This window comes from Teichococcus aestuarii, from assembly GCF_042651065.1.
In the GTDB taxonomy this organism is placed as follows: Bacteria; Pseudomonadota; Alphaproteobacteria; order Acetobacterales; family Acetobacteraceae; genus Pseudoroseomonas; species Pseudoroseomonas aestuarii.
In genome coordinates this window covers 1-10,903 of sequence record NZ_JBHSCH010000107.1, presented here as the reverse complement: position 1 = coordinate 10,903, position 10,903 = coordinate 1, and the positions used below count along the sequence as shown (strand labels likewise).

Genomic DNA, 10,903 nt, shown 5'->3' with positions numbered 1-10,903 from the left:
CCGGGGCGGCTACATCGCCGCCGCCGCGCTGGACGCCCTGCGGCGCGAGCGGGATGTGGCGAGCGGCGAGGCGCTCGCCGCCGCCCAGCGCCGCGCCGCCCTGCTGGCGGAGCAGGCGGGGGCCGAGGGCGGCGTCTTCGCGGCCGAGGCCGGGACCGACCGCTCCGCCTCTCAGCAGAGCCAGGACCGGCTGCAGCTGGCGGAGCTGGAGCTGGAGGCCAGCCTGGCCGAGCGCCATGCCCGCCTCGCCGCGATGCGCGGGCGGCTGGAGCACGAGGCGGCGCGCATCGCCCGGCTGCGCGAGGCCACGCTGATGGTGCCCGCCGAGGCGCGGCTGGTCAGCCTCGCGGCGCAGCCCGGCGAGTATGTCCGGCAGGGACAGGAGATCGCCGGCTTCGTCGATTGCACCCGCCCCCTGGTGCGGGCGGAGATGGATGAGCGCGGCTTCCGCGCCCTGCGCCTCGGCATGCGCGCCCGCTTCGTGATGGCCGGCGAGCGCGAGGAGCATGAGGGGCGGGTGGTGCAGCTGCTGCCGCCCATGCTGGCCGGCCCCGAGGGGCGCGAGACCTTCCTCGCCGTGGTCCAGGTCGCGTCCGACCGGTTGAGCCGGGGTTGCGAGGTGGGCCGGATCGGCAGCGTGCGCTTCGGCTGAGGGCGCCGCCATGGGCCCGGACCTCGCGCAATCCTTCGTGCCGCTGCTGCTGGTGCTGGGCCTCGGCATCCTGGTGCTGCCCGGCCTGCGGCCCGACAACAAGGTGGCGCGGATGGTGGGTGCGGGGCTGACCGCCGCGCTGCTGCTCCGCTACCTGCACTGGCGCCTGACCGGCACGCTGCCGCCCCTGGCGCCGGAGTGGCAGAGCCTGGCCGCCTGGGGCTTCTTCACGGTGGAGGCGCTCAGCTCGCTGGCCGGGCTGCTGCTGCTGCACGTCCTCTCCCGCACGCGCGACCGCAGCGCGGAGGCGAGCGCCCACCCGGTGGAGGGCTTTCCCGGCGGCCCGCCGCTGATCGACGTGCTGATCCCGACCTACAACGAGCAGCGCGAGATCCTCTACCGCACCATCATCGGCGCCATGGCGCAGGACTATCCGCGCTTCCGCGTCTGGGTGCTGGACGATGGCCGGCGCCCCTGGCTGGCCGAGATGGCCGAGGGCCTCGGCGCCCACTACCGCACGCGCGGCGACAACAGCCACGGCAAGGCCGGCAACATGAACGCCGCGCTGGAGCACCTGCTGGCCCTGCCGGAGCCGCCCGACGCCGTGGCCGTGCTGGACGCCGATTTCGTGGCGACGCCCCTCTTCCTGCGCCGCGCCGCCGCGCTGCTGCACGACCCGAAGGTGGCGGTGGTGCAGACGCCGCAATATTTCTTCAACCCCGACCCGGTGCAGCTCAACCTCGGCGCCGCCAGCCTCATCCCCGACGAGCAGCGCTTCTTCTTCGACGTCATCCTGGCCTCGAAGGACGCGCACGGCACCGCCTTCTCCTGCGGCACCTCGGCGCTGGTGCGTGCCTCGCTGCTCTCCCTCAAGATGACCGGCCTCGGCCTGCGCACCGCCTACCTGAACGAGCCGCTGACGGCGGGGCTGGCGCCGGAGGGTCTGCAGGAATACCTGACGCAGCGCGGCCGCTGGTGCCTCGGCACCATGCAGATCGTCCGCACGCCCTGGGGGCCGCTCTCGCGCGGGCCGGTGCCCTGGCTGATGCGGCTGCACACGCTCGACACCGTGCTGTTCTGGACCGTCGGCGCGCTGATCCGCGTGCTCAGCCTGCTGGTGCCCATCCTCTACTGGTGGGTGGGGCTGGTGGTGATGGAGACGGATCTGCCCTCCATCCTGGAGCATCTCGGCCCCTACTGGGTGTGCTGCGTGCTGTTCCTGGGCTGGGTCAGCCGCGGCACCAACGTGCCGCTGATGGCGGAGGCGATGGCGCTGCTGGTGGCGCGCGAATCGCTGCGCGCCAGCGCGGTGGGGCTGTTCGGCTCCCGCAACCAGAAGTTCAAGGTGACCGCCAAGGGCGCGATGCGCGACCGGGTGGTGGTGCAGTGGTCGCTGATGGCCTGGTTCCTGGTGCCGGCGGGGCTGACCCTGGGCGGCATCCTGATGCGCGTGCTGGCCGGCCCCATCAGCGGCACGCCGCCGCAGGTGGAGGCGATGAACCTGTTCTGGAGCCTCTACAACATCGCCACCCTGCTCGTGGCGGCGCTGATGTGCATCGAACGCCCGCGCTTCCGGCGGGAGGAGCGCTTCGGCGCCGACGAGGCCGCCACCCTGGTGGTGGAGGGCGCGCGCTGGCCCGTGCGGGTGACGGACATCTCGGCCATCGGCTGCCGCCTGGCCCTGCCGCCGGGCTGCGGCCTCTCGCGCGGCGCGCAGGTGGTGGTGGAGCTGGCCGGGGCCGGCCCTGTGGAGGGGGAGGTGCGGCGCGTCAGCCAGGGGCATGGCCATGTCGCCTTCGTCCTCTCGCCCGCCACCCAGGCGGCGCTGGTGCGCAAGATCTTCTCGGGCGTCTATGTCCGCTCCGTCACGCGGCTCAGCCCCTGGCAGCTGCTGTGCATCCTGGCGCGCCGCGCCTTCGGCTGAGGGGGCGCGCTTCCCCGCTGGTGCGGCGCGCCGGATTGGCCCAGTTTCCGCCGCATGAGTTTTATCCTCGTCCTGGGCGGTGCCCGCTCCGGCAAGTCCCGCCACGCGGAGGCGCTGACCGCCCGCCACCCCGCCCCCTGGGCCTATCTCGCCACGGCCGAGGCGTGGGATGACGAGATGCGCGCCCGCATTGCCGAGCACCGGGCGCGGCGCGATGCGCGCTGGGAGACGCTGGATGCGCCGCTCGACCTGCCCGCCGCCCTCGCCGCCGCCGGCCCCCGCCCCGCGCTGGTCGATTGCCTGACGCTGTGGCTGACCAACCTGATGCTGGGCGGGCACGACATCCCCGCCGCCACGGCCGCGCTGCAGGCGGCGCTGGACGCCCGCGCCGCGCCCACCGTGCTGGTGGCCAATGAGGTGGGGCTCGGCATCGTGCCGGAGAACGCCCTGGCCCGCCGCTTCCGCGATGCGGCGGGGCGGCTGAATCAGGATCTGGCGGCGCGCGCCGCCTCGGTGCATTTCATCGCCGCCGGCCTGCCGCTGGTGCTGAAGGGGGAGCCATGACCGAAGACGAGGACGCCGCCCGCCACCGCGAGAAGATGGCGAAGCGCAAGGCCGTGCAGGATGCCGAGGTGGCCGGCAAGACGGTGGAGAAGGGCCTGCTGATGGTCCACACCGGCGCCGGCAAGGGAAAGTCCACCGCCGCCTTCGGGCTGGCGATGCGGATGCTGGGGCGTGGCCGGCGCGTCGGCGTGGTGCAGTTCATCAAGGGTGCCTGGAGCACCGGCGAGCGTGGCCTGCTGGAAGCCTACGCCATGCTGGAATGGCACAGCATGGGTGAGGGCTTCACCTGGGAGACGCAGGACCGCGCGCGCGACATCGCCGCCTGCCGCCGCGCCTGGGATCAGGCGAAGCGCATGATGGCCGAGGCGGAGCTGGGCCTGCTGGTGCTGGACGAGCTGTGCATCGCGCTGCGCTACGACTACCTGCCGCTGGACGAGGTGCTGGCCGGCCTCGCCGCCCGTCCGCACGGGCTGCATGTGGTGGTGACGGGCCGCAACGCGCCACCCGCCTTGCTGGAGGCCGCCGACATGGTGACCGAGATGAAGCCGGTGAAGCACCATTTCGCCGCCGGGGTGAAGGCGCAGGAAGGCATCGAGTTCTGAAAAACTGACAGAAAAAAGAAGGGGGTCCGGGGGAATTCATTCCCCCGGCTTCTTCCGGAGTTTCTTTATATGAAGGCGCTGATGTTCCAGGGCACCGGCTCCTCCGTCGGCAAGTCCCTCCTGGTGGCGGGCTTGGCGCGCGCGCTGGCGCGGCGCGGCCTGCGCGTGCGCCCTTTCAAGCCGCAGAACATGTCCAACAACGCGGCGGTGACGGCCGAGGGCGGCGAGATCGGCCGCGCCCAGGCCTTGCAGGCGCGTGCCGCCTTCGTGCCGCCCAGCGTTCACATGAACCCCGTGCTGCTGAAGCCGCAGAGCGAGATCGGCGCGCAGGTGGTGGTGCAGGGCCGCGTGCATGCCACCGCCCGCGCGCGCGACTACCAGGCGATGAAGCCCGCCTTGCTGCCCTTCGTTCTGGACAGCTTCGCCCGCCTGCGCGGCGAGGCCGACATCGTGCTGGTGGAGGGCGCCGGCAGCGCCTCCGAGATCAACCTGCGCCGGGGCGACATCGCCAATATGGGCTTCGCCCGCGCGACGGGCACGCCCGTGGTGCTGGTGGGCGACATCGATCGCGGCGGCGTCATCGCGGCCCTGGTCGGCACCCACACGGTGCTGGAGCCGGAGGACCGCGCGCTGATCCGCGGCTTCATCGTCAACCGCATGCGCGGCGACCTCTCGCTGTTCGACGAGGGCATGGCGCAGATCGCGGCCCGCACCGGCTGGGCGCCGCTCGGCCTGGTGCCGTTCCTCGACGCCGCGCGCCACCTGCCGGCCGAGGACGCACAGGATTTGATGGACCACCTGCCGCGCCGCCCCGGCGCGCGCTGCCGCGTCGCCGTGCCGGTGCTGCCGCGCATCGCCAATTTCGACGACCTCGACCCGCTCGCCGCCGAGCCTTCGGTGGACCTCATCCTGCTGCGCCCCGGCATGCCGCTGCCGGGGGATGTGGATCTCGTCATCCTGCCCGGCTCCAAGGCCACCATCGCCGATCTCGCCGCGCTGCGCGCCGAGGGGTGGGATGTGGACATACGCGCGCATCACCGGCGCGGCGGGCATGTGCTGGGGCTGTGCGGCGGCTACCAGATGCTGGGCACCCGGCTCGACGACCCCGGCGGCGTGGAAGGCCCGCCCGGCCACGTGCCCGGCCTCGGCCTGCTGGCGGTGGAGACGGTGCTGGCGGGGGACAAGCGGCTGGAGCGCGTCCACGGCACGACGCTCGCCGATGGCCTGCCCTTCGAGGGCTACGAGATGCATATCGGCCGCAGCACGGGCGCGGACACGGCGCGGCCGCTGCTGGCGCTGGATGGCCCGGGGCGGGTGGAGGGCGCCGTCTCGGCCGATGGGCGCGTGGCCGGCACCTATGTGCACGGGCTCTTCGCGGCCGATGCGCAGCGCGCGGCGTGGCTGGCACGGATCGGCGCCGTCGCGGCGCCGCGGGATCATGAGGCGGGGATCGAAAGGGCGCTCGATGCGCTGGCGGCGCATCTGGAGCGGCACGTCGATATCGAAGGGCTGCTGAAGGTCGGGGGAATGAATTCCCCCGAACCCCCTTCTTCTTCCTGCCAGTTTTAGGCGGCGGCGCGCTTTTCCGTTGCGCTGAAACCGATCTTGCCGAACTCGGCGAAGACATGGTCCGCCCAGCAGGCGATGTCGCAGCGCTGCACGGCGGCCTCCATGCGGCGCATCCGCTCGGCGGCCTCGGCTGCCGGCATGTCCAGCGCCTCGTCCAGCGCGCGGTCGAGGTTGCGCTTGGAGTAGGGGTTGGTCAGCAGCGCATCCGGCAGCTCCACCGCGCAGCCGGCGAACTCGGAGAGCACCAGCGCGCCGGGCGTGCCGGCCTTGGCCGCCACGTATTCCTTCGCCACCAGGTTCAGCCCGTCGCGCAGCGGCGTGGTCAGGCAGATATCGGCGGCGTGGTAGTAGGAGAGCAGCGTCTCGAAGGGCGTCGAGTTGCTGAACAGCACCACCGGCGTCCAGTCCAGCTTGGAGAAGCGGCCGTTGATGCGGCCCACCGTCGCCTCGATGTTGCGCTGGGTGTCGTCATACACCTTCATCGAGGCGGCGGCGCGCACCGAGGTGACGACCAGCTTCACCTGCCCGATCAGCTCCGGCCGCCGCTCCAGCAGCCGCTCGAAGCCTTCCATCGCCTCGATCATGCCCTTGGTGTAGTCGGTGCGGCCGACGGCCATGATCAGGCGGCGGTCACCCAGCCCCTCGCGGATTTCGCGCTGGATGGCGCGGCTGGCGGGCTTCTCCACCACGCTGCGGATCAGCGCCGCGTCGGTGCCCACGGGGGCGCTGTCCAGCGCCACGGTGCGGCCGCCAACGCGCAGCTTCACCGGCATGTCCGGCTCCGACAGCGCCTGGCCCATGGCGCCGAAGCCAGCGTCCACCGGCACGGTCTCGGCGATCTCGGCGCCGCCCAGGGCGCGCGCCAGCTCGGCGAAGTTGCGGGCGTAGCGCGGGATGTGGAAGCCCACCAGGTCGCAGGCCAGCAGGCTCTCCAGAATCTCCTGGCGCCAGGGCAGGATGTTGAACACATCCGCCGCCGGGAAGGGCGTGTGGTGGAAGAAGGCGATCTTCGCCTTCGGCTTCAGCTGCCGCAGATAGGCCGGCACCAGCCAGAGATTGTAGTCGTGGATCCAGATGACGGCGTCATCCTCCGCCTGCGCGGCGGCGGCCTCGGCGAACTTGCGGTTCACCGAGCGGAAGGTGTCCCAGTCCACGTTGTCGTAGCTGAACAGCCAGGGGAAGGAGTGCAGCACCGGCCACAGCGCCTCCTTGGAGGTGACGTGGTAGAAGCTCTCCACCTCCTCCGGCGTCAGCGGCAGGCGCGAGACGGTGTAGCCGCCATTGACGTCGTCGATGTGCACGACGCGCTCGAACGCCTCGCCCGGCTGCGCGTGCTTCCAGGCGACCCAGGCGCCCGCACCCGGCTCGGTGCGCTGAAAGAAGGATTTCAGCGTCGGCACGATGCCGTTCGGGCTGCGGTTGGGGCGGAACACCACCTTGCCGTCCTCCACCGCCTCCTCATAGGGCTGCCGGTGGTAGACGATGACGAGGGAAGACTTCTTCGTGCTCATGCCACGGCCTCCGGCAGCAGGTTGAAATGGCGGATGGCCTCGGCGATGCCCGCCGCGCCCGGCGCGGAAGACCGGAAGATGCCCTCCACCCCGCGCAGCGCCTCGACCAGGCGCGGCTCGGAATTGCCGACGGCGACGCCCTTCAGCCCCGTCTGGAACAGCGAGAGGTCGTTCATCGTGTCGCCCGCCGTCAGCACGCGCTGCGCCGGCAGGCCGAGCGCCTGCACCAGCCGCAGCAGCGTCGGCCCCTTGGCGATGCCGCGCGGCAGCACGTCGAAAAAGGTGTCGGCGGAGAGGATGCAGTCGAAGCCCGCCTCCTCCACCTTGCGCACCGTCCCGGGCCGCAGCGTGGCGGGGTCGTAGTAGTAGCTGACGCGGTGGCGGAAGGCGGTGGGCTGCGGGCGCAGGCCGGGCTCGCCTTCCAGCATCGCGCGCACGCGGTCGCCGGCATCGTCCCAGCGCGCCACGATCTCGGCCTCCAGCGTCGGGATCGGCGCGAAGGTGGCGCCGTCGAACACCGAGGTGCCGACATCGCCGATGATGTAGTGCGGCCGCGGCATGCCGGGCTGCGCCACCAGGTCGCGGATGAAGCCGATGTCGCGCCCGGTGACGAAGACCAGCAGCACGTCGTCGCGCGCCGTCAGCTCCTCATAGAGGGCGCGGCGCTGCGATTCGGAGCCGCCGAGGAAGGTGCCGTCGAGGTCGGTGGCGAGCACCAGGCCGAGATGGCTCATGCGCGGGGCGTTCATGCGAACACCCGCTTCGCCTGCGGCGTGGAGAGCGCCGGGTGGGCGATGCTGGCGCGGTGCTCCAGCGCGCGCGGCTCGGCGCGCAGCGGGCCGGTCAGCAGCGCGGCGATGGCGCGGTCGATCGACAGGCCACGGTGGACGATGCGGTCCACCGCCTCGCAGATCGGCATCTGCACGCCGAGGCGCTGGGCCAGGGCCAGCACGGAGCGGGCATTGGCCACGCCCTCGACCACCGCGCCCTTCGCCGTGTCCGGCTTGCGGCCGGCGCCCAGCGCCTGGCCGTAGGAGAAGTTTCGCGACTGCTCGGAGGAGCAGGTGAGCATCACGTCGCCGGCGCCGGAGAGGCCCAGCACCGTCTCCGCCCGGCCGCCAAGCGCCACGCTCAGGCGGCTGATCTCGGCCAGGCCGCGGGCCAGCAGCGCCGCGCGCGGATTGGAGCCCATGCCGCGCCCGGCGATGATGCCGGAGGCCACGGCCAGCACGTTCTTCACCGCGCCGCTGACCTCGACGCCCACCGGGTCGTCCGAGAGGTAGGGGCGGAAGGTCTCGCTGGCCAGCGTCACGGCGATGCGCCCGGCGAGGTGGTCGGGGCCGAACAGGCCCTGCGCGCCGGCGGGGGCGGCGATGGTCACGGCGGTCGGCTGGTCCTCCGCCACCTCGGCGGCGAAGCTCGGGCCGGAGAGCACGGCCTGCGGCCGGTCCGGCATCTCCTCGGCCACCACCTGCGTCATCAGCGCGCCGCTGTCGGCCTCGACGCCCTTGGAGCAGAGCACGACGGGCACGCCCGGCGGCAGCAGCGCCTCGACCCGCGCCGCCACGGCGCGCAGGTGCTGCGACGGGATCACCAGCACGGCCAGTTCGGCACCGCGCAGCGCGGCCTCCAAATCGGCGGTGACGGCGATGGGGCGGGGGATTTCATGCGCGGGCAGGAAGGGGTTGCGGCCGGTGCTGTTGATCTCGGCCACCGCGCTCTCCTCGCGGATCCAGAGGCGGGTCTGCCGGCCGGCACGGTGCGCGGTCAGGGCCAGGGCGGTGCCCCAGGCGCCACCCCCGATGACGGCGACGCGGCCGAAGGGGGTGGGGTCGTGAAGATCGGTGGTCTGGGTGGCGTGTCCGGTGTTCGGCAACGGAAGGCCCTCCGCATTCTTGGGCGGCCCGGGACACGGTGCGCGAGGCGGTGTGCCGGAAGGGGCCGCGAGGGGACAGATCAGGTACGGCGTCAGCCGCTGATGGATGCGTCTCACGAAGTTGTGGAGGCACTAACCTGCTGTGCTGCGCCGCAAAAATCAAGTCCAGATTGAGGCAAATTTCGGGCGGCTTGGAAATCGCGGGGAGATCTGAAAGTTAATTTGATCGTTACTTTGGATTCCGATGCCTCATGTAACCGGCATGAACCCATCGCGTGTCGTGGAAGTCGGCTTCATGTCCTTATCGTAAGTTTCTATTTTCTGCATTTTGGATGGGCGCCCAGGAATGACTTGGGCGGACTTCCCGTTGCGGATGTTCGCCGGTTCAGGCGAGGCCCAGGACCAGCGCGGCCAGCGCCGCCACCGCCCCGCCCTGCAGGAGGCAGGCATGGCGGTAGAGTGCCAGGGCGCGGCGCAGGTCGGCCGGTCCGGCCCCGGCGCGGCCATCACCCATCCAGCCATCCTCGACACGGGTGTTGCCATAGACGCGCGGCCCGGCCAGGCGCAGCCCGAGGGCGCCGGCCATCGCCGCCTCCGGCCAGCCGGCATTGGGCGAGCGGTGGTGCCGCGCATCCCGCCGCACCGCACGCCAGGCGCCGCGCGCATCGGCGCCGCGCGTCGCCGCCGCCGCCAGGATCAGCCACAGCGCGGCGAGTCGCGAGGCGGGCAGGTTCACCCCGTCATCCAGCCGGGCGGCGGCCCAGCCGAAGGCCGCGTGGCGCGGCGTGCGGTGGCCGATCATGCTGTCGGCGGTGTTGATGGCCTTGTAGAGCACCGCCCCCGGCAGGCCGAGCACGCCGCACCAGAAGGCAGGCGCCACCACGCCATCGGAGAAGTTCTCGGCCAGGCTCTCGATGGCGGCACGGGCGACGCCCGCCTCGTCCAGCGTGGCCGGGTTGCGGCCGACGATCATCGCCACGGCGGCGCGGCCGCCTTCCAGACCGTCGCGCTCCAGACCCTCGGCCACGGCGGCCACGTGCTCGTGCAGGCTGCGCTGGGCCGGCAGGGTGGCGGCCAGCACGGCCAGCAGCGGCACCGCCAGCGCCAGCGGCAGCGCCGCCAGCCGCACCGCCCGCGCCAGCGCCGCGGGCACGCCGCAGGCCAGCAGCAGCAGCGCCAGCGCCAGCACGCCGCGCGCCTTGCGCCGCGCGAAGGGCAGCGTGTCGTGGTTCAGCGCGCGGTCGAGCCGGGCGATCAGCGCGCCCATCCACACCACCGGGTGGCGGATGGCGGAATAGAGCGGCCTGGGGTAGCCGAGAGCGGCTTCGAGCAGCAGCGCCCCGGCGAGGATCAACAGGGTGGTGTGCAGCGGGGCCATGGCGCGGTGTCCGGGAAGAGCGGCGGAGGGGCTAGCATGGCGGCAGTTGGGGCGGAACAGAGCGGGGCGGGACAGGGCGGGGCGGGACAGGGCGGGGCGGAAGGCGGCCTGATGGAGCATGGCGGGCGGCTCGGCGCGGCGCGGCGGCAATTCCCCGGCGCGCCGGAGCCGTTCCTCGACCTCTCCACCGGCATCAACCCCATCCCCTGGCCGGTGCCGCCGCTGCCGCCCGAGGCCTTCACCCGCCTGCCCGAGCCGGAGGCGGAGGCTGCGCTGCGCGCCGTGGCCGCCGCGGCCTATGGCGCCGCCGACCCGGCGATGGTGGCGGCCGCGCCGGGCACGCAGCTGCTCATCCAGCTGCTGCCGCGCCTGTTCCCGCAGCCGGCGCTGCGCGTGCTCTCGCCCACCTATGCCGAACACGCCGCCTGCTGGCGCGCCGCCGGCACGGCGGTGGCGGAGGTGGCGAGCTTCGCCGCGCTGGACGGCCCAGCGGACGGCCCTGGTGCCGCGCTGCTCTGCAACCCCAACAACCCGGATGGCCGCCGCTATGCGCCCGAGGAGCTGCGCGCCCTGGCCGACCGCATGGCGGCGCGCGGCGGCCTGCTGGTGGTGGACGAGGCCTTCGCCGAGCTGGAGCCGGACACGCCCGGCGCCGCCGCCCTGCTGCCGCACCCGGCGCTGATCCTGCTGCGCTCCTTCGGCAAGAGCCACGGCCTGGCGGGGGTGCGGCTGGGCTTCGCGCTGGCCGCGCCGGAGCGGGCGGCGGCGATCCGCGCGGCGCTGGGGCCCTGGGCGGTGTCCGGCCCGGCGCTCGCCATCGGCCGCGC

The 10,903-nt window shown here is 72.9% G+C and carries 10 protein-coding genes; 6 read left to right on the top strand and 4 right to left on the bottom strand.

The window, feature by feature from the left end:
* From ACFOY6_RS23045 to ACFOY6_RS23025, 5 genes are all read left to right on the top strand, one after another.
* Positions 1-652: HlyD family efflux transporter periplasmic adaptor subunit (locus ACFOY6_RS23045; RefSeq protein WP_379652358.1), on the top strand; the 652-nt coding region annotated here is incomplete at its 5' end.
* Positions 653-662: 10 nt separating this feature from the next.
* A complete protein-coding gene (locus ACFOY6_RS23040) occupies positions 663-2,576 on the top strand; it encodes a glycosyltransferase (protein WP_379652357.1) in 1,914 nt (637 codons plus the stop codon).
* A gap of 54 nt (positions 2,577-2,630) precedes the next feature.
* Positions 2,631-3,140 carry a bifunctional adenosylcobinamide kinase/adenosylcobinamide-phosphate guanylyltransferase gene (cobU, locus tag ACFOY6_RS23035; protein ID WP_379632169.1) on the top strand — a complete coding sequence of 170 codons (510 nt, stop codon included), beginning with the start codon at positions 2,631-2,633 and terminating at the stop codon, positions 3,138-3,140.
* Entirely contained in the window at positions 3,137-3,742 is a 606-nt protein-coding gene (cobO, locus tag ACFOY6_RS23030) for a cob(I)yrinic acid a,c-diamide adenosyltransferase (protein WP_379652356.1), read from the top strand. The genes cobU and cobO overlap by 4 nt, the downstream gene beginning before the upstream one ends.
* A 69-nt stretch (positions 3,743-3,811) precedes the next feature.
* On the top strand, positions 3,812-5,311 hold the full coding sequence (locus ACFOY6_RS23025) for a cobyric acid synthase (protein WP_379652355.1): 1,500 nt from the start codon (positions 3,812-3,814) through the stop codon (positions 5,309-5,311).
* Here ACFOY6_RS23025 and ggpS read toward each other — a convergent pair.
* The 4 genes from ggpS to cbiB form a co-directional block, all read right to left on the bottom strand.
* Positions 5,308-6,822: a glucosylglycerol-phosphate synthase gene (gene ggpS / locus ACFOY6_RS23020; protein ID WP_379652354.1), complete on the bottom strand. Its 1,515-nt coding sequence runs from the start codon at positions 6,820-6,822 to the stop codon at positions 5,308-5,310. The two genes, ACFOY6_RS23025 and ggpS, sit on opposite strands and share 4 nt — an antisense overlap.
* Positions 6,819-7,556, bottom strand: coding sequence for an HAD-IIB family hydrolase (locus ACFOY6_RS23015; RefSeq protein ID WP_109515557.1), 738 nt, complete (start codon positions 7,554-7,556; stop codon positions 6,819-6,821). Before ACFOY6_RS23015 ends, ggpS begins: the two co-directional genes overlap by 4 nt.
* Before the next feature lie 11 nt (positions 7,557-7,567).
* A complete protein-coding gene (locus ACFOY6_RS23010; protein ID WP_109515556.1) occupies positions 7,568-8,698 on the bottom strand; it encodes an NAD(P)H-dependent glycerol-3-phosphate dehydrogenase in 1,131 nt (376 codons plus the stop codon).
* A 385-nt stretch (positions 8,699-9,083) separates the two neighbouring features.
* Entirely contained in the window at positions 9,084-10,076 is a 993-nt protein-coding gene (cbiB, locus tag ACFOY6_RS23005) for an adenosylcobinamide-phosphate synthase CbiB (protein WP_379652353.1), read from the bottom strand.
* Between the two features lie 36 nt (positions 10,077-10,112).
* Between cbiB and ACFOY6_RS23000 the strand changes: the two genes are divergently transcribed.
* Positions 10,113-10,903 (top strand): aminotransferase class I/II-fold pyridoxal phosphate-dependent enzyme (locus ACFOY6_RS23000; protein ID WP_379652352.1); only part of this gene is annotated, 791 nt, incomplete at its 3' end.

Coding starts and splice junctions, on each gene's coding strand:
- ACFOY6_RS23040 (WP_379652357.1), top strand. CDS start 663: ATGGGCCCGGACCTCGCGCAATCCTTCGTGCCGCTGCTGCTGGTGCTG.
- cobU (WP_379632169.1), top strand. CDS start 2,631: ATGAGTTTTATCCTCGTCCTGGGCGGTGCCCGCTCCGGCAAGTCCCGC.
- cobO (WP_379652356.1), top strand. CDS start 3,137: ATGACCGAAGACGAGGACGCCGCCCGCCACCGCGAGAAGATGGCGAAG.
- ACFOY6_RS23025 (WP_379652355.1), top strand. CDS start 3,812: ATGAAGGCGCTGATGTTCCAGGGCACCGGCTCCTCCGTCGGCAAGTCC.
- ggpS (WP_379652354.1), bottom strand. CDS start 6,822: ATGAGCACGAAGAAGTCTTCCCTCGTCATCGTCTACCACCGGCAGCCC.
- ACFOY6_RS23015 (WP_109515557.1), bottom strand. CDS start 7,556: ATGAGCCATCTCGGCCTGGTGCTCGCCACCGACCTCGACGGCACCTTC.
- cbiB (WP_379652353.1), bottom strand. CDS start 10,076: ATGGCCCCGCTGCACACCACCCTGTTGATCCTCGCCGGGGCGCTGCTG.